This window comes from Nonomuraea sp. NPDC050227 (genome assembly GCF_044459705.1).
In the GTDB taxonomy this organism is placed as follows: Bacteria; Actinomycetota; Actinomycetes; order Streptosporangiales; family Streptosporangiaceae; genus Nonomuraea.
Window position 1 is genome coordinate 359,054 of the sequence record NZ_JBITJF010000001.1, and the last position, 18,014, is coordinate 377,067.

Annotated in this window: 17 protein-coding genes; 7 read left to right on the forward strand and 10 right to left on the reverse strand. The window is 70.4% G+C overall.

All coding sequences use genetic code 11. The features are described from left to right. Positions 1-66: 66 nt before the first annotated feature. The 4 genes from ACIBK9_RS02015 to ACIBK9_RS02030 all read left to right on the forward strand — a co-directional run bounded on the left by ACIBK9_RS02015 (position 67) and on the right by ACIBK9_RS02030 (position 4,652). The gene (locus ACIBK9_RS02015; protein WP_397154463.1) at positions 67-1,911 is read left to right on the forward strand and encodes a 2-oxoacid:acceptor oxidoreductase subunit alpha; all 1,845 of its coding nucleotides are present in this window, start codon (positions 67-69) and stop codon (positions 1,909-1,911) included. Continuing rightward, entirely contained in the window at positions 1,904-2,950 is a 1,047-nt protein-coding gene (locus tag ACIBK9_RS02020; protein ID WP_358290028.1) for a 2-oxoacid:ferredoxin oxidoreductase subunit beta, read from the forward strand. The genes ACIBK9_RS02015 and ACIBK9_RS02020 overlap by 8 nt, the downstream gene beginning before the upstream one ends. A gap of 61 nt (positions 2,951-3,011) precedes the next feature. Beyond that, positions 3,012-3,935, forward strand: coding sequence for an NAD-dependent epimerase/dehydratase family protein (locus tag ACIBK9_RS02025; RefSeq protein WP_397154465.1), 924 nt, complete (start codon positions 3,012-3,014; stop codon positions 3,933-3,935). Between the two features lie 60 nt (positions 3,936-3,995). Next, positions 3,996-4,652, forward strand: a complete 657-nt coding sequence (locus ACIBK9_RS02030) for a class I SAM-dependent methyltransferase (RefSeq protein ID WP_358290033.1) — start codon at positions 3,996-3,998, stop codon at positions 4,650-4,652. Between the two features lie 18 nt (positions 4,653-4,670). Here the strand turns inward: ACIBK9_RS02030 and ACIBK9_RS02035 are convergent, their stop codons facing one another. The 3 genes from ACIBK9_RS02035 to ACIBK9_RS02045 form a co-directional block, all read right to left on the reverse strand. After that, positions 4,671-6,068 (reverse strand): hypothetical protein, encoded by a 1,398-nt coding sequence (locus ACIBK9_RS02035; RefSeq protein ID WP_397154467.1) that lies wholly within the window; start codon positions 6,066-6,068, stop codon positions 4,671-4,673. Between the two features lie 163 nt (positions 6,069-6,231). Beyond that, on the reverse strand, positions 6,232-7,152 hold the full coding sequence (locus ACIBK9_RS02040; protein ID WP_397154469.1) for a hypothetical protein: 921 nt from the start codon (positions 7,150-7,152) through the stop codon (positions 6,232-6,234). Beyond that, complete coding sequence (locus ACIBK9_RS02045; RefSeq protein WP_397154471.1) at positions 7,149-7,964, reverse strand: 2OG-Fe(II) oxygenase; 816 nt, start codon at positions 7,962-7,964, stop codon at positions 7,149-7,151. The genes ACIBK9_RS02040 and ACIBK9_RS02045 overlap by 4 nt, the downstream gene beginning before the upstream one ends. A gap of 106 nt (positions 7,965-8,070) precedes the next feature. Between ACIBK9_RS02045 and ACIBK9_RS02050 the strand changes: the two genes are divergently transcribed. Together ACIBK9_RS02050 and ACIBK9_RS02055 are read left to right on the forward strand one after the other, a co-directional pair. After that, positions 8,071-8,994, forward strand: a complete 924-nt coding sequence (locus ACIBK9_RS02050) for a glycosyltransferase family 2 protein (protein WP_397154473.1) — start codon at positions 8,071-8,073, stop codon at positions 8,992-8,994. 92 nt (positions 8,995-9,086) lie between these two features. Further along, positions 9,087-9,635 (forward strand): dTDP-4-dehydrorhamnose 3,5-epimerase family protein, encoded by a 549-nt coding sequence (locus ACIBK9_RS02055; RefSeq protein WP_397154475.1) that lies wholly within the window; start codon positions 9,087-9,089, stop codon positions 9,633-9,635. Here the strand turns inward: ACIBK9_RS02055 and ACIBK9_RS02060 are convergent. From ACIBK9_RS02060 to ACIBK9_RS02070, 3 genes are read right to left on the reverse strand one after another with little or no spacing between them, the layout of a single operon-like run. Then, positions 9,524-10,918, reverse strand: a complete 1,395-nt coding sequence (locus ACIBK9_RS02060) for an O-antigen ligase family protein (RefSeq protein WP_397154477.1) — start codon at positions 10,916-10,918, stop codon at positions 9,524-9,526. The two genes, ACIBK9_RS02055 and ACIBK9_RS02060, sit on opposite strands and share 112 nt — an antisense overlap. Continuing rightward, on the reverse strand, positions 10,915-11,646 hold the full coding sequence (locus tag ACIBK9_RS02065; protein WP_397154479.1) for a hypothetical protein: 732 nt from the start codon (positions 11,644-11,646) through the stop codon (positions 10,915-10,917). Before ACIBK9_RS02065 ends, ACIBK9_RS02060 begins: the two co-directional genes overlap by 4 nt. 9 nt (positions 11,647-11,655) lie before the next feature. Further along, on the reverse strand, positions 11,656-12,564 hold the full coding sequence (locus ACIBK9_RS02070) for a hypothetical protein (RefSeq protein WP_397154481.1): 909 nt from the start codon (positions 12,562-12,564) through the stop codon (positions 11,656-11,658). A 142-nt stretch (positions 12,565-12,706) separates the two neighbouring features. Between ACIBK9_RS02070 and ACIBK9_RS02075 the strand changes: the two genes are divergently transcribed. Then, entirely contained in the window at positions 12,707-13,834 is a 1,128-nt protein-coding gene (locus tag ACIBK9_RS02075) for an acyltransferase family protein (protein WP_397154483.1), read from the forward strand. Positions 13,835-13,840: 6 nt separating this feature from the next. Here the strand turns inward: ACIBK9_RS02075 and ACIBK9_RS02080 are convergent, their stop codons facing one another. The 4 genes from ACIBK9_RS02080 to ACIBK9_RS02095 form a co-directional block, all read right to left on the reverse strand. Then, positions 13,841-14,686, reverse strand: coding sequence for a hypothetical protein (locus tag ACIBK9_RS02080; RefSeq protein ID WP_387678218.1), 846 nt, complete (start codon positions 14,684-14,686; stop codon positions 13,841-13,843). Positions 14,687-14,807: 121 nt separating this feature from the next. After that, the gene (locus ACIBK9_RS02085; RefSeq protein WP_397154485.1) at positions 14,808-15,629 is read right to left on the reverse strand and encodes a hypothetical protein; all 822 of its coding nucleotides are present in this window, start codon (positions 15,627-15,629) and stop codon (positions 14,808-14,810) included. A gap of 7 nt (positions 15,630-15,636) precedes the next feature. After that, a complete protein-coding gene (locus ACIBK9_RS02090; protein ID WP_358290065.1) occupies positions 15,637-16,515 on the reverse strand; it encodes a glycosyltransferase family 2 protein in 879 nt (292 codons plus the stop codon). Between the two features lie 15 nt (positions 16,516-16,530). After that, on the reverse strand, positions 16,531-18,006 hold the full coding sequence (locus ACIBK9_RS02095) for an oligosaccharide flippase family protein (protein ID WP_397154488.1): 1,476 nt from the start codon (positions 18,004-18,006) through the stop codon (positions 16,531-16,533). Positions 18,007-18,014: the final 8 nt, after the last annotated feature.

Here is an 18,014-nt window from a genome sequence, read left to right on the forward strand (position 1 = left end):
TCTAGCATGGAAACAGAGAACGCGCCCAACGCAACCGCGCCTTGGCGCGTCGAGGAGGACTGAGCTGTGACGAAGCAGGTCCAGCAACTCGACCGCGTGATCATCAGGTTCGCCGGCGACTCCGGCGACGGCATGCAGCTCACCGGCGACCGCTTCACCGCGGGGACGGCGGAGTTCGGCAACGACCTGTCGACGCTGCCCAACTTCCCCGCCGAGATCCGCGCCCCCGCAGGAACCCTGCCCGGCGTGTCGAGCTTCCAGCTCCACTTCGCCGACCACGACATCCTGACGCCCGGCGACGCGCCCAACGTGCTCGTGGCCATGAACCCGGCGGCGCTGAAGGCCAACCTCGGCGACCTGCCGCGCGGCGCCGACATCATCGCCAACACCGACGAGTTCTCCAAGCGCAACCTGCAGAAGGTCGGTTACGCGGCCAACCCGCTGGAGGACGACTCACTGAGCGAGTGGCGCGTGCACGCGGTGCCGCTGACCTCGCTGACGGTCAAGTCGCTCGAAGGCTTCGAGATCTCGAAGAAGGACGCCGAGCGCGCCAAGAACATGTTCGCCCTCGGCCTGCTGTCGTGGCTCTACCACCGGCCGACCGAGCAGACGATCTCGTTCCTGCAGCAGAAGTTCGCCAAGAAGCCCGACATCGCCAAGGCGAACATCGCGGCCTTCCAGGCGGGCTGGAACTACGGCGAGACGACCGAGTCGTTCTCGGTCTCCTACGAGGTCAAGCCGGCCAGGCTGGCTCCCGGCGTCTATCGCAACATCTCCGGGAACCAGGCCCTCGCCTACGGGCTGATCGCGGCCAGCGTGCAGTCGAAGCTGCCGCTGTTCCTGGGCTCGTACCCGATCACGCCGGCCAGCGACATCCTGCACGAGTTGTCCAAGCACAAGCGGTTCGGCATCCGCACCTTCCAGGCGGAGGACGAGATCGCGGGCGTCGGCGCGGCGCTGGGGGCCGCGTTCGGCGGGGCGCTGGGCGTGACCACCACCTCCGGCCCCGGCGTGGCGCTGAAGGCGGAGACGGTCGGCCTCGCGGTCACCACCGAGCTGCCCTTGATCATCGTTGACGTCCAGCGCGCCGGTCCCAGCACGGGCATGCCGACCAAGACCGAGCAGACCGACCTGCTGATGGCCATGTTCGGCCGCAACGGCGAGTCGCCGGTGCCGATCGTCGCGCCGCTCTCGCCGAGCGACTGCTTCGACGCGGCCGTCGAGGCGGCCCGCATCGCGGTCAAGTACCGCACGCCGGTCATGTTGCTCTCGGACGGCTACCTGGCCAACGGCTCGGAGCCGTGGCGCCTGCCCGAAGTTTCCGACTTGCCCGACATTTCGCAGGAATTCACGACCGAGCCCAACGGTGAGGGCGGCGAGTTCCTGCCGTTCAAGCGTGACACCGAGACGCTGGCCCGCCCCTGGGCCATTCCCGGCACCCCCGGCCTCGAACACCGCATCGGCGGCATCGAGAAGGCCGACGGCACCGGCAACATCTCCTACGACCCGGACAACCACGACCTGATGGTCCGCACCCGGGCCGCCAAGATCGCCGGGATCGACGTGCCCGACCTCGCGGTCGACGACCCCGACGGCGACGCCAAGGTCCTGGTCATCGGCTGGGGCTCGACGTACGGGCCGATCGCGGCGGCCGTGCGGCGCATCAGGCGCGAGGGCGGCAAGGTCGCCCAGGCGCACCTGCGCCACCTCAACCCGCTGCCGGCCAACACCGGCGAGGTGCTCAAGAGCTACGACAAGGTGCTGCTGCCCGAGATCAACCTCGGCCAGCTCGCGCTGCTGCTGCGGGCCCGCTACCTCGTCGACGTGATCAGCTACAACCGCGTGCGCGGGCTCCCGTTCAAGGCCGAGGAGCTGGCCGGAGTCATTCAGGACGTGATCGACAGTGACTGAGCTGGTGAACGGGAAGGGCCTGAGCCTGGTTCCCAAGACCGACGTCAAGCAGGGGCTGAAGGACTTCAAGTCCGACCAGGAGGTGCGCTGGTGCCCGGGTTGCGGCGACTACGCGATCCTGGCGGCCGTGCAGAGCTTCCTGCCCGAGCTGGGGCTGCGGCGCGAGAACATCGTGTTCGTCTCCGGCATCGGCTGCTCCTCGCGCTTCCCGTACTACCTCAACACCTACGGCTTCCACTCGATCCACGGCCGCGCGCCCGCGATCGCGACCGGCCTGGCCGCCTCGCGGCCCGACCTGTCGGTGTGGGTGATCACCGGTGACGGCGACGCGCTGTCCATCGGCGGCAACCACCTGATCCACGCGCTGCGCCGCAACGTCAACCTGAACATCCTGCTGTTCAACAACAGGATCTACGGTCTGACCAAGGGCCAGTACTCGCCCACCTCCGAGGTCGGCAAGATCACCAAGTCGACCCCCATGGGCTCGCTGGACAAGCCGTTCAACCCGATCTCGCTGGCCATCGGCGCCGAGGCGTCGTTCGTGGCCCGCACGATCGACTCCGACCGCAAGCACCTGCAGTCGGTGCTGCGCGAGGCCACGGCCCACCGCGGCACGTCGCTGGTGGAGATCTACCAGAACTGCAACATCTTCAACGACAACGCCTTCGAGCAGCTCAAGGACCCGGCGGTGCGCGACGACATCACGCTGCGCCTGGAGCACGGCCAGCCGATCGTGAGCGCGTCCAAGGCCGTCGTGCGCGGCGCGAACGGCGGCATCGAGGTCGTCGCCAGGGACGGCGTGAGCGAGGAGCAGATCCTCGTGCACGACGCCCACAACCCCGACCCGTCGGTGGCCTTCGCCCTCAGCAGGCTCGACGAGCCGGCCTTCGAGCACGTGCCGATCGGCATCTTCCGCCAGGTCGACCGCCCGGCCTACGACGTGCTCATGGCCGACCAGCTGGAGGAGGCCGTGGCGCAGAAGGGCCCCGGCGACCTGAGCGAGCTGCTCATGGGTGGAGACACCTGGCGCATCGGCTAGTTCGTGTATTAGATGGAGCCGTCGGCCCGACGGCTCCATCTTCCACGGAGGTCAATCCACGATGTCGTATTGGCCTGAGGCCGTGGTGCTGGTGACGGGTGCGGCCGGGTTCATCGGATCGCACCTGGCCGCGCGTCTGCGCGTGCTCGGCGCGCAGGTGCACGCGGTCAGCCGGCGGCCACAGCAGGCCCGCCACGGGGAGATCTGGCACCAGGCCCGGCTCGACGACGCCGGCGACACCGCGCGGCTGTTCCGGTCGGTACGCCCGAACCTGCTGTTCCACCTCGCCGGCGAGGTCACCGGGTCGCGCGGCGACGAGGTCGTCCGGGCCACGCTGGAGAGCAACGTCGTGGGCGCGGTCAACGTGTTGTCGGCCGCGCGCGAGCACGGCGTCCGGACCGTGTTCACCGGCTCGATCGAGGAGCCGCGGCCGGGCAACGACCATGCGCCGCCCTCGTCGGCGTACGCGATGTCCAAGTGGGCGGCCACCGGCTACGCGCGGCTCTACCACCGGCTCTGGGACCTTCCGGTCACCGTGCTGCGTCCCAGCATGGTCTACGGCCCGGCCCAGCCCGACACCACCAAGCTCGTGCCGTACGTGACGCTCAGCCTGCTGCGCGGCGAACGTCCCCGGCTGACCAGGGGCGCCAAGCTCGCCGACTGGATCTACGTGGACGACGTCGTCGACGCGTTCGTGCTGGCGGGCGAGTCCGACAAGGCGGTCGGCCACACGCTCGACGTCGGCACCGGCGTACGGACCGCCGCCCACGAGGTCGTCGAGCGGCTCTACCGCATCACGGGCGCGGACACGCGGCCCGAGTTCGGCGTCGCGCCCGACCGTCCGCACGACATCACGCAGGTCGCCGACATCGTCCCGGCGGCGGACCGGCTCGGCTGGCGCCCTGCCACGGAATTGGACGAAGGGTTGCGCCGGACGGTCAATTGGTATGCATCCCAAGAATGTCACGAAGAAAGGCCCTCTTAGCCGGACGGGCGAAATTCTGCGAGCATGGGGCTACTTATTCCGGCCGGAGGAGTTGCCTTTATGAGCCGCCTGAACGCCCTGCGCAGTCGTTTCGTGGACGCTCCCGACTCGCTGGGAGCCAAGGCGCGGGCACGCAGGTGGCAATGGTTCGCCGCCCGTTTCCCCGACCTCGACCGGATGAACGTCCTCGACCTCGGTGGCACGGCCGGGGCCTGGATGCGCGCCCCGGTCAGGCCCGCGCACGTGCACATCGTCAACCTCGAACAGCCGCCCGCCGACCTGCCGTCCTGGCTGCGGGCCGACGTCGCCGACGCCTGCGACCTGCCGCCCGCGATCCGCGGCAGCCGCTACGACCTGGTGTTCTCCAACGCCGTCATCGAGCACGTCGGCGGACACCAGCGCCGGCAGCGGTTCGCCGACACCGTGCACGAGATGGCCGATCGCCACTGGGTGCAGACGCCCTACCGGTACTTCCCGGTCGAACCGCACTTCCTGTTCCCCGGCTTCCAGTTCCTGCCGCTCGCCGCACGGACGACGATCCTGCGCCGCTGGCCGCTCGTCCACACGCCGACCTCCGACCGGGACGCCGCCCGGATGATCGCCATGGAGGTCGAGCTGCTGAGCGTGACCGAGATGCGGCACTACTTCCCCAAGTCGCGGCTGCGCTTCGAGCGGCTGGCCGGGCTGGTGAAGTCGGTCATCGCGGTCCGCAGCTGAGGCCCGGGCTCGCCGGGGTCAGTCCGTGCCCATGATGGTCGCGCCGCCGCCCTCCCAGGAGTTGCCCTTCCAGACGTTGCCCGGCCCGTTCGCGTCCCAGTACGACACTGGGCCGGCGTAGCCGCCCTTCGGCCAGACCTTGCGGCTGAAGACGTTGTCGATCACCTTGATGTTGGACGACAGGCCCTTCCGGCCGGCGCCCGCGTACAGCGACCAGCCGCCGCCGGCCAGGAAGTTGCCCTGGACGGTGACGTTCCTGGTGACGCCGAAGTCCTGGAAGAGGGCGATGGCGCCGGTCTGGTCGAGCGTGTTGATCACCGTGTTGTGCCGGATGACCAGCTCGGTGCCGGGGGCGGCGGTGCCGGTGGACATGATCATGTCCGTGTGGTCGCCGGAGTAGTACTTCGGGTCGTGCACGTAGGAGTCCTCGACCAGCCCCTGGTCGGTGAGGATGCCGTTGGAGATCGTGTGGATGTCCACGCGGCGGATCGTGATCAGCTTGCCCTGGTTGAGGATGCCGAACTGGGTGCGCACCTTGCCGTTGCCGAAGATCTCGCTGTCCTCGACCTTCAGGCCGGAGAAGCCCTCGCGCTGGAGGATGCCCCAGTAGTCGCTCTGGCCGCGGACGCGGGTGTTGCGGATGGTCACGTTGTCGGCCTCGACGGTGATGTCACCGGTGACGTCCCAGCCGTCGATGACCTTGCCGTCCTCCTTGATGACGATCGAGCCGGTCTTCTTGACCAGGTCGGTGCCGTCGGGGACGCCGGTGTTGCCCGCCCCGGGCCGGCCGCCGCCGCCGGGGGGCGGGGTGGAGGCGGGGGTTTTGGTGGGGGTCTGGGTCGGCGTCTGGGACGGGGTCTGGGGCGGGGTCTTGGTGGCCGTGGGGGGCGCCGTATGGGTCGCCGTCGGGGTGCCGGTGGGCGTCTTGGTGGGCGTCGGGGTCGGCGACTCGCTGGGCGGCGTGCCCGTGGGGGTCGGGGTGCGGGTGGCCGTGACGGTCGGCGTGGCGGGAGGGCTCACCGTGGGCGTCGTCGTGGGCGTCCCGGGCGGGGTGCCCGGTGGGGTGCCGGGCAGGGTGCCGGTCGGCGTCGGGCGGTGCGTCGGCGGGTGGGTGGGACGGCGCGTCGGGCGCGCGGTCGGCTTCCTCGTGGGCCGCCTGGGCCACCACCTGGGCTCCTGGCTCCGGGTCCTGGTGGGCCGGGGCTTGTGGGTGGTGGGACGCGGCCGGGCTCGCCGGCCGGCGGCGGCCTGCGGCGAGGCCGCGCCGCTCGCCCCACTGGCCTCCGTCAGGACGGCCCGGGGCTCCAGTACGTCGGAGACGACGAGGCCGTACCCGCCGGCCAGCAGCGCCACCACGGAGACCCCGGCCAGGGATAACCAGCCGGTACGTCTCTTCCCTCTTCGATGCCGCGACACAGGCGACTCCTTCCGATCGTGGCCGAGTCCGAGTCCCCCAAGGGGAGAGAGTAGCCATGCCGAAAGAAGAAGTGGTGCCTTTTACCGAAATAAACTCGTTATCCTCCAAATTCACAACAAGCTCATGTTTCTCATCTATCGCGGCAAATCCGACAGAGAGGCGTCATCCCGGCGTCACAGTGCCGCCGTTTTCCCAGGTGTTCCCCTGCCACCGATTTCCGGGCCCGTCTTTATCCCAATATGAAACCGGCCCCGCCGCTCCGCCCTTGGGCCAGACGCGGCGGCTGAAGACGTTCCCGATCACCTTGATGTTGGACGACTTCCCCTTCACCCCGGCCCCGGCGTACAGCGACCAGCCGCCGCCGGCCAGCAGGTTGCCCTCGACCGTCACGTCCTTGACCACGCCGAAGTCCTGGAAGAGGGCGATGGCGCCGGTCTGGTCGAGCGTGTTGATCACCGTGTTGCGCCGGATGACCAGCTCGGTGCCGGGCGCGGGCGGCCCGGTGGACATGATCATGTCGGTGTGGTCGCCGGAGTAGTACTTCGGGTCGTGCACGTAGGAGTCCTCGACCAGGCCCTGCTGGGTCAGGATGCCGTTGGAGATGGTGTGGACGTCCACGCGGCGGATCGTGATCAGCTTGCCCTGGTTGAGGATGCCGAACTGGGTGCGCGCCCTGCCGTTGCCGAAGATCTCGGTGTCCTCGACCGTCAGGCCGGTGCGTCCCTCGCGCTGGAGGATGCCCCACCAGCCCTTGGTGCCGCGCACCCGCGTGTTGCGGATGACCACGTCGTCGGCCTCGACCGTGATGTAGCCGGTCACCTCGACGCCGTCGATCACCGTGCCGTTCCTGGTCACCCGGATCGATCCTGATTTGCGCAGCGCCATCCCCTCGGGCACGCCGGTGTTGTGCGCGCCCGGCCAGCCCTGCTCGGCCGGCTTCGACGGCGACGGCGTGCCCGGCCTGGACGTGGCCGCGGCGGGCGACCGGGTGACCTCGGGCCCGCCGGGGGACCCGGTGCAGCCGCCCAGCAGCACGACCAGGACCGCGACGAGGCACCAGCCCCCTCGGACGTACGGCCTCACTCGCCCTTGGTCCTCCGGCCGCCGACGAGGTCGGCCAGCGCGGGAGGCGTCCAGCGTTTGGCGACCTGGCGCAGGTTGCTCCTCCACGCCTCGCCCGGCCGCTGCTTGAACAGCGTGGTGTGGTCGTCGGTGACCTCGTCGTCGGGTCTGCCGTTGGAGTAGTAGTAGAGCGCCATCGAGCGGCGGGCCCGGTCGTCCGGGCAGGTGAGCGGGTCGGGGTGGCCGTGGTTGGCGTCGTCGGTCGTGGCGAACAGCACGAACCGGTTGAAGACCGGCAGGATCTTGCCCTCACACTCGGTCATGTCCTTGTTCCACAGCTGCAGGTGGCCGCCGTAGCTCTCCTGCCAGTCCTTGTTGAGGTAGAGCAGGCCGTTGAGCCGGCGGTCGAGGTTGAGCCGGCGGCTGCGGTTGAAGTCGGCGTGCACCTTCAGGAAGCCGCCGGGCCGGATCTGGTGCAGGCCGCCGCCCTCGAAGTGCGGGTCGGAGACCAGTTGCGTGATGCCGGTCAGCCGCTCCAGGAACTCGACGAACACGCCGCTGTTGAACTCGGCCAGCAGGCGCCGGGTGGCCGGCCCCATGCGCTCGGTGTCGGCCAGCGCCAGCTTCACCTCGCGCGCGCTGTCGAACCGCTGCCAGGTGGCGTCGCGCGGCTCGGGGAACTCGTCGAGGACGGGCTCCAGCACCTCGGGCGGCAGGAAGTCGTCGATGACCACGTGACGGAACGGCGAGGCGGTACGGAACTGCTCGGAGTACTTGTCCGCCAGCGGGAACAGCTCGTCCCGGTGGAAGGTGAAAGCCTGCAGATCCTGCATGGAATGTGTCTCCGTCTCCTACGACACCCGGCCCCTACCTCCTCATCGCCTCATCAGTGCCTTCTGTTACCTGTAACGATCCATTCCCGGCCGCCGATGGCGACATGTGACGCCCGGCTCTCCCCGAGTCGCGATCGTGATCGTGACCTACAACAGCGCGCCGGTCCTCGGCGGTTGCCTGGCCTCCCTGCCCGAGGGCGCGAAGGGGGTCCGGCTCACCGACGTCGTCGTGGCCGACAACGCCTCCAAGGACGACTCGCTCGCCATCGCCGAACAGGCCGCCGGCCTGCCCGTACGGCCCCTTCAGGTGGGCCGGAACGCCGGGTACGCCGCGGCGATCAACGTCGGGCTCGCCTCGCTCGACCTGGACGACCTCGACGCGGTGCTCGTCCTGAACCCGGACTGCCGCCTGCGCCCCGGCTCGCTGGCCGTGCTGGCCGCAGCCCTCGACCGGCCCGGCACCGGCATCGCGGTCCCCCGGCTGGTCAGCACCGAGGGGGTGCTCCACCACTCGCTGCGCCGCACGCCCGCGGTACGCCGCGCGCTGGCCGAGTCGCTGGTCGGCGGCCGATTGGCGGGCCGGATCGGCACGCTGGGCGAGATGGTCGTCGATCCGGCCCGCTACGATCGTCCCGGGCCGGCCGACTGGGCCACCGGCGCCGCCATGCTCGTCTCGGCCACGGCGCTGGCCCGGCTCGGCCCCTGGGACGAGTCCTTCCTGCTCTACAGCGAGGAGACCGAGTACGCGCTGCGCGCCGCGGACGCCGGCTGGACCCTCTGGTACGAGCCGGCCGCCGTGGTCGAGCACATCGGCGGCGAGGCCAAGACCAGCCCGATGCTGGCCGCGCTGCTCACCGTCAACCGCGTCCGGCTGTTCCGGCGGCGCCGGGGCCGGGTCGCGACCGCGGGCTTCTACCTGGCGGTGCTGCTCGGCGAGGCGATGCGGGCGGCGGCCGGGCGGCGTACGGCCAGGGCCTCGGTCGTGGCCCTGCTCAGGCCGTCCCGCCGGCTGCGGGCCCTGCCGGGCTGAACCGCGGGCCTTCCCAGAAACCGCGGGTGCTTCCACAGGAGCCGTGGACCCTTCCACGGTAACCACGGGCCCTTCCACAGGAGAGGAACACGATGAGAGTCGAGCGACTGGGGCTCGAAGGCGCGCTGCTGTTCGTGCCGACGCCGAGCCACGACGACCGCGGCCTGTTCACCAGGACCTTCGACGCCGTGATCGCCGCCGAGCACGGGCTGGACCACACGGCGTTCGTCCAGGACAGCCAGTCGCGCTCGCGCCTCGGCACGATCAGGGGCATGCACGGCCGGTCGGGGCGCGGCGAGGCCAAGCTGGTGCGCGCCGCCCGCGGCGCGGTGCTGGACGTCCTGGTGGACGCGCGGCCCGGGTCGCCGACGTTCGGCTCGCACGTCGCCGTCCGGCTCGACGACGTGACCTTCGCCAACCTGTACGTGCCGCCGGGCGTGCTGCACGGCTACCAGGCGCTGACCGAGCAGGCCGACGTCTGCTACCGCATCGACAGGGAGCACGACCCGGCCGAGGACCTGGCCGTCCGCTACGACGACCCCGACCTCGCGCTGCCGTGGCCGTTGCCGGTGACCGCGATCAGCGAGCGCGACAGGTCGGCGGGCACGTGGAAGGAGCTCAGGGCCGTTCTCGCCGCCTGATCGCGGCGTTCGAACCGCATCAGCGCCCCGGCCGCGCCGACGAGCAGGAACAGCACGCTGGTGATGCCGGGGAAGGACAGCAGGTCGAAGGTGGCCGCGCCGAGCAGCGGGATCACCAGGCAGGCAGCGATGGTCAGGCCGAGGTTGCGCACGTTCGGGTCGGTGCTCATCCGGCGCACCCGCAGGGCGACGACGATCCCGCACCCGATCACGCCGACGAACCCCAGCACGCCGACCACCCCGGTCTCCACCAGGGACAGCAGGTACTGGTTGTCGAACACCTGATGCTTGAAGGGGTACCAGGTGCCGAGGCCGCGGCCGAAGAACGGGCTCTTGGCGAACTCCCGCATCGCGAAGGGGTAGTCGTGGGTGCGGTAGATGACGCTGCTGTCCTCGCCCGCGCCGGCGAACAGGTTGTAGAACGTGCCGATCAGGCCCGGCGCCAGCACCTTCATGACGCCCAGGAACACCACGAAAGCGCCGATGGTGACGATCCGCCGCCGGTTGGACCAGCCGAGCAGCAGGATCAGCCCGGCCCCGGCCAGGCCGAGCACGGCCGTCCTGGAGACCGAGAACATCAGGCCGGCCGCGATGACGGCCGCGCAGACCCACCAGCGGGTCGCGGCCTGGCCCCGGCTGCGCGCCTGGAAGCCGAGGTGGGCGGCCAGCGGGAGCAGCATCGCCGACAGCGCGCCGAACTCGATCGGGTGGCCGAGCGTGCCGGCGACCCTGCGCAGGTCGGACCGGGAGATCACGGTCGGCACCTCCTCGACCGAGGAGTGGCGCAGGCCCGGGACGCGCATGTACTCGGTCAGGTCGAAGTCCAGCCGGAACTGCAGCAACGCGACGATCGCGGCGAACGTGCCGCCGATGACGACCGCCTTGAGCACGAAGTCGAGGCGTTCGCGGCTGCCGATCCCGTCGCACATCACCAGCAGCAGGCTCGCGTACCCCAGGTAGAGCACCAGCGTGTGGTCGGCGAGGTTGAGCTCGTCGGAGGGCAGGTAGCGGTAGGTCGTGTAACCGTAGACGGCCAGCAGGAGCATGCCGTAGACGAAGATCGAGGTGCGGACGGGGTTGCCGCCCTTGGCGACGCCGGTCGTGCCGACCATCTGGGCGCACACCCACACCACGCCCATGAACAGGGCCATGATCTCGGCGGGGGTGAGCGAGAGCGGCAGCCCGGCGACCGCCAGGCGGGCCGGCAGGATCAGCAGCAACAGCACGAACAGGCAGGCCAGGGTGGCGCCGTCGGCGCGCCGCGGCAGGACGGCGGCGGTCATCCTTCGTGTCCCGCCGGCGTCCTGGCGCCGTTGGCGAGCGCGGGCTCGAACCGCACGGCACCGCCGCCGGCCCGGCGGCGCGAACGGCGGTGCCGGGCGAGGCTCTCGACGGCGAAGGCGGCGAACAGGCTCATGAAGAACGCCAGCGCGCCGGTGATGACGGCGCTGCGCATACGGCTGCCCTTCTTCTCGTCGGGCGCGGTCGGCGGCACCACGACGGTGGCGGTCACGTACGTGGTGGGCGGCGCCTTGACCTGCTGCTGCCGGGCCCGCAGCTCCTTCTGGGCCAGGGCGGTGACCTTCACGACGATGCCGTGGGCCAGCTCGGCGGTCGGCGCCTCACAGATGATCACGATGAACGGGGTCGCGGGCATCAGCTCGGGGTTGGTGCCACCGCTGGTGATCTTGAGGGTGACGTCGCCGCCGATGGGCGCGCCGACCTCGGCGGCCGTCCGGGGGGTGTTGAGCGCCTGGATGAGGATCGAGGAGGTCATGCTGAGCCCCTGGTCGAAGGAGACCAGGGGGTTGGTGCGCGGATTGGGGAACTTGGGGTCGCTCGGCACGCTGCCGCCGGTCACCGGCAGGGTCAGCACGAGCGCCGAGCTGGAGATGAAGGTCTTGGGCGCGACGGCGAACACGCCGAGGGCCGTGACGACCGTGAGCAGGAACGCGGGGACCGTCACGTACCAGCGCTTGAACAGGATCTTCGCCGTCGCCCAGAAGTCCATGGCGGGCCCTCACTTCTCGCCGTCGTCCTGGTTCGCCTTCCTCGGCCCCGGGACGGGCGACAGCGGGCCGGCCCGGTAGGCGGGGAACTCCATGGTGGCCGAGCTGTCCTCGTCGAGGACCGGGAGCTCGGCGGGCTCGGCCGCCTGGACCTCGACCGGCTCGGGCGCCGGCACCGGAACGGGAGCCGGCACCGGAACGGGAGCCGGCACCGGAATCGGAACGGGAGCGGCGGCGGGAGGCGCGGCCGGGGCGGCGGGCTCGGGCTGCCGGCGCTGCCGGGGCTCGCGCCGGACCACCACGCCGTAGGCGATGCCGAGGCCCAGGAACAGGGTGAGCAGCGCGCCGCCGATCGCCCCCTGCCAGTTCGCGCTGTGGTCGGCCTCGGGCTTGGACGGCGGCACGATGTCGGTGGAGGTGATGAAGGTGTTCGGCGGCGCGCCGAGCGTCTTCTGCCACTTGAACAGCTCGCTCGCCACGCGCTCGCGGGCCGCCATGAGCACGGTCGTGGCCTGCCGCGGGGACTCGCTGTCCACCCTGATGTAGATGTAGGGCCCGTTGATGTCCAGGACGTTGGGGTTGGTGCGCCCGTCGTCGATGGTGATCTCGGTCGGGCCGTCCTTGGGGGCGCCGAGCTCGGTCCAGACGTCCTGGGTGTTCATCGCGAGGATGACGATGCTGGCGCCGGTCTTGAGCGCGTCGTTGAAGGAGAGGAAGGGGTTGGTCAGCCCTTGCTTGGTCTTGTCGCTGTTGACCGTGCCGCCGTTCACCGGGGTCGCGAGGACGAGGGAGACGTCGGTCGTGTAGTGGGCCGGGAGGACGAGGTACACCACGCCGCCCACCAGGATCGACAGGAGGATCAGCGGCGGGCCTATCAGAATTCGTCGGAGAAGACCAAGAATCGCCTTCCAGAACTCCATTTTGGTACGTTCCCCCGCATCAGCGAACTTGCCCTATAGCGGACCATCGCCCAATCACTGGCAGACGTTACATCCCCCCAGATCGGTTACATCGGACGTGATCGCCGCGATAGACCTACGACTACGGCGACGGGGGCTTTCGGTGGGGCTGACAACTGAGCGTCCGGCGACACGGAGCAGGCTCGCCGGGCTCGACGGGTTACGGGGGCTGGCCGCGCTGTTCGTGGTCCTGCACCACTGCTGGCTGCTGTCGTTCCCCGGGTTCCCGGTCAACGACGCGCCCTGGTGGACGGGGTGGCTGCTCTACGGGCACTTCGCGGTCGTGGTGTTCATCGTGCTGTCCGGGTTCTCCCTCGCGGTCTCGCCCGCCCGGTCCGGCTGGCGGCTCGGCAGCATCCCCACGTTCTTCAACCGGCGGGCCTGGCGCATCCTGCCGCCGTACTGGGCGGCGCTGCTGTTCAGCCTGGTGATCGCCTGGACGGTCATCCCGCAGCCGGGCCAGCAGGCGCCCACCGGGCAGTCGGTGCTCATCTACGGCCTGCTGCTCCAGGACGTCTTCGGCTCCCCCAGCCCCAACGGCGCCATGTGGTCGATCGCCGTCGAGGCGCAGCTCTACCTGGTGTTCCCGCTGATGGTGCTGGTGCTGCGCCGGTGGGGGGCGGCGGTGATGCTGGGCGCGGTGACGCTGGTCGTGGTGGCCGTGGGGGCGCTGGCGCCGTACGTGCCGGCCGTGGAGCTGCTGATGCGGCTGACCCCGCAGTTCGCCGCGCTGTTCGCCGTGGGCGCGGTGTGCGCCGGGGTGGTGCGGGCGTCGGAGCGCACCGGGCGGCCGCCCTGGCACTGGCTGGCCGCGGCGGCCGCGCTGCCGGTGCTCGCGCTGGTCGTGGCGGCCGGTCCGGAGTGGGTGGTCGGGCACTTCTTCTGGGTGGACCTCGCGGTCGGTCCCGCCGCCGGCCTGCTGCTGGCCGGCGTGGCGACGGGCCGGCCCTCCTGGCTCGTCCGGGTGCTCGACACCCGTCCGGTACGGCGGCTCGGCTCGTTCTCCTACAGCCTCTACCTGATCCACGCGCCGCTGGTGGTCATGGTCAACCGGCTGGTGGTCGCGCCGCGCGTGCCGCCGGGGATGCCCGCCTTCCTCCTCACGCTCGCCCTGGCCGTGCCGGCGAGCGTGGGAGTGGCGTGGTTGTTCGCGTCCGTCTTCGAGCTGCCCTTCCAGCGGCACAGAGGCTGGCGGAGCCTGCGCGAGGCCGCGCGGGCGCGGTTCAGGTGACCCGGATCAGGTGATCTTCGCCAGCGCCTCGGCCTCGTAGGCCGCCGCGAGCTCCTCGGGGATGCGCGACAGGTCGTCGGCCCGGTGGAAGTCGCGCAGGGTGGTGCCGCGGCAGGCGGCGTCCACGTTGGGGGCGGCGGCGCGCGAGCGGACGTCGTCGATGTGGACGGTGCGGAAGTCGATGCTGAACCGGGTCCTGCCGGAGGTGTTGGCGACGGTGGAGTGCAGGTGCGCACCGGAGAACAGCATCATGCCGCCCGGCTCCGGGACGAGCCGCAGCTCGGGGTCGAGGTCGAGCGCCTCCTCCGGCTTGGGCTGCTCCCTGGTGTCGCTGTGGACGTGCTGCGCGGCGGTGGGCCGGCTCACCGCGGTCCATTCCGCGTAGTCGTAACGCCCGCTGCCGTTGAGCACGGGACGGTCGAAGTACTGCGGGTGCAGGGCGAAGACGTTCTCCGGGACCACCTCGTAGATGGGCATCCACCAGTTGACCTGGCAGAACGGCGCGGAGTACCAGCAGTCCCTGTGCGCGTGGTAGGCGTAGGAGATGCCCGAGTCGAGGTAGTGGTCGGCGGTCGAGGTGCGCAGCCGCGGCACGTCGAAGTACGTCTCGTCCAGCGCCATGCCGAGCTCCTCCAGCAGGGCGCGGATCAGCTTCTTGCTGGTGGGATGATGGATGAAGCGGGGCTTGAGCTCGGCGAGCAGCGCGGCGAAGTCCTCCACCGGCATCTCGTGCTGGGCGGTCTGGGGGTCGCGTGCTCCGAACGCCTCCTCGATCAGCTCGCGGGCGAACTCGATCAGCTTGGTCGAGGCGGGGGTGGCGGAGTAGAGGAACACGTCCCCTTTGAAGATCATTTGGCGCCGAACATCATCCCGAATTCGGCTATTGGTTAATATAACGGACATAGCGAGATTTACCCCCTCGCGTCGTTCTTTTCCTTTCTCTCGCCGGTGCCCGCTTCTTCGTTACAGGGAATTACAGCGGCAATTGTGTCTCGGTGTCCGGACGGGCGACATAGGTCGAGTAGTCGGGGTGGTCGAACCGGTGCAGCGCCTGGATGTTGTCGTTCCAGGGGGCCGGGACCGGGCGCTTGTGCCGCAGGCCGTGGATCGGGGCCAGCTTCATCGCCTTGTTGTCCTCGTTGAACTCCCGGATCGCGCTCAGCTCGCCGACGTAGTCGTTGTGGATGACCTGGTCGTCGTCGCCGACGGTGTCGTCCAGGTAGACGAACACGCGGGGCAGGAAGTAGCGGTGGTCGCCGGCGAACAGCCTGAGCGCCGCCGCCGTCGAGGAGTAGAAGTCCACGTCGATCGAGACGAAGCCGATGGGCGCGGGGTGCTCGCCGTCCAGGAACTCCCCGACGGTGTCCTCGATGTTGCCCAGGATCAGCCGCGCCGCTCCCAGGCGGGCGCGCAGGGCCTCGACGTCCATGACGAAGTCGCCCTCGCGCCAGATGTAGGGCAGGTCGCGGTAGTCGGTGGGCTTGGGCAGGCCGGCGCCGGTGTCGAAGCCGTACACGTCGATCTTGACGCCGGTCGCGGCCGTCGCCAGCGCCGCCATGCGGTTGAGCTCGACCATGCCCGCGCCGCCGGCGACGCCGAACTCGACCACGCTGATCCGGCCGACGCCGAGCCGCCTGGCCAGCTCGGCCGCCTGCTGGACGCCGTACGCGTAGTGCGGCCGCGGATAGAGGTCGAGCGCGCAGCGCAGCTCGTGGGAGCCGAACGGCAGGCGCCGCAGGACGGCCAGCAGGATGCGGCCCGGCTGCATGAGCAGCCGCACGATGCGAATCAGCACGAGGGTTTCACCCTTTCGAGGAGACGAGTCGGGCGGCCAACCCGGCGATCTTGCGGCTGCGGTGCGTCAGCATCTGCTGCTGACGCCGCCAGTACGTGCGCAGCAGCACGGCCCGCGCGCGGGCGCGTTGCTCCGCCGACAGTTCCGTGCCGCCAAGGGCCCGGTGCATGGCCCGGAACTGCAGCGTGGTGGCGAAATGGGCGGTCCAGGCGGGCACGCCGAGCGCCGCGGCGATCCCGGACAGGCGGCGTTCGCGCAGGTTGCGATGGGCCAGCACCCGCGGGACGTGCCCCCAGGGCGCGGTCAGCGCGAGCATGGTGGCGTAGACCTCGTCCTCGCGGATCATCAGCGGTCTGGGCACGGCGGCCACCCGCTCGCGCCGCATCAGCCCGTAGAGGGGGTCGAGGCCGTGGTGCTGGGTCGTGACCACGTCCCACAGCTCGTCGAGGCGGTCGACCGGGTCGTCGGAGAGCATCCGGGTGCCGCGGTAGCGCGGCTCGTGGACGGTCCCGTCCGCGCCGGTGTACCGGACGTCGGAGGTGACCAGGATGAGCCGCTCGTCGGCCAGGAACGGCTCCAGCGTGCGCGAGACGTAGTCGGGTTCGAGCAGGTCGTCGTCGCCCATCCAGCGGAAGAACTCGCCGCGCGCGCGGCGCAGCACCTCCACGAAGTTCCCCACCACGTGCAGGTCGTGGGGCTGGCGATGGTAGGCGATGCGGTCGTCCTGGCGGGCCAGCTCGCGGCAGAGCTCCTGCGTGCCGTCGGTGGAGGCGTTGTCCGAGATCACGACCTCCAGCTCGGCGTGATCCTGGGCGAGCGCGGAGCGCACGGCCGTCTCCAGCCGGTCCGCGCCGTTGCGTACCGGGATTCCGATGGACACCAGCATCGTCTCTCCTCGGGGTCAGCGCGCGCGGGCGGGCAGCAGCCGCACCAGACGGGCGCTCACTAGGTGGAACTGGTCGCGGGTCACCACGACCAGCACGTACGCCAGCAGTCCGCCGCCGCCGGCCAGGGCGAGCTGGACGAACGGGCTGCCGTGGGTCAGGCTCGCCAGGCCGAGCATGACGGCGGCGCAGACCACCGCCCCGACCGCCGGGCGTACGAGACCGGGCAGCACCGGCCCGAGCCGGACCCCCGCCCGCTGCACGGCGATCATCGCCAGCGGCAGCGCGACCAGCACGGCGGCGGCCGCCTGGCCGATCGCGGCGCCCCGGATGCCGTCGAGGTGCGTGCCGGCGATGACGGCCGGGATCATCGCCGCGGCGTGGCCGAGGTTCATCCAGACGGTCGAGCGGGTGGCGCCCTGGCCGTTCAGGATGTCGAGCGCGAAGGCGGTGAGCATGCGCACCACCATCAGGACCGCCAGGAAGCGCAGCACCCCGGCGGACTGCTCCCACTGCGGGCCGTAGATGAAGATGATCAGCGAGTGCGCCAGCACCGCCATGAACACCGCCAGCGGCAGCACCATGGCGATGAGCAGCGGCACGCTGCGCTGGACGCCGATCGACAACGACTCCTCGTCCCGCTCGGCCAGCCGGGAGAAGCCGGCGATCGACACCATGCGGATGGCGCTGCCGATGATGCCGGGCACCCAGCTCGACACGTTGAACGCCATCAGGTAGAACCCGAGCCACGCATCGCCCATGATGTTGCCGACGATGATGTAGCCCACGTTGAGCAGCAGGACCTCCAGGGCGATCCCGGCGGCCGAGGGGATCCCGAACCTCAGCAGCCGGCCCGCGACGTTCCGGTCGAACCCCAGCCGGTAGGGCAGCCGGGCGTAGATCAGCATGAAGACGCCGGTGACCACGGCCCCGGCGAGCTGCCCCCAGGCGAAGCTGTAGGCCCCGGCGCCGTTGACCGCGAGCACGATGGCCACCGGCGCGTTGACCAGGAAGCCGGCGAGCACCGCCTTGGCGTTCTTGCCGGTGCGGAACCAGCGCAGCAGGGCCGCGCTGCGCACCGCCGTGACCGCCTCGACCAGGATGACCGCGGTGAGGATGCGCACCACGGTGGTGGCCTCCGCGCTGCCGGCCAGCGCCGAGAAGTACGGCGCACCGACCCAGAAGATCCCGTACAGGCCGAGCGCGGAGATCATCGTGAGCGTCGTGGCCGTGGGCGCGATGTCCTCCAGCCGGCCGCGCCACTGCACGACGGCCGACATGACGCCGACGTCCTTGACCACCATGACGAACTGGGTGGCCGCGAGCGCGACGGCGTACGTGCCGAAGTCCGCGGGTGCGAGGAGCCGGGCCAGGATCAGCCCGAGGATGAACGAGCCCGCACGGGTGACGAGCGTGCCGAGCAGGCTCCACACCGCCCCTCGACCCGCCTTGCGCCCAATGTCACTGATGTCCGGGCTCGCCTGATCCACCATGCTGTGCC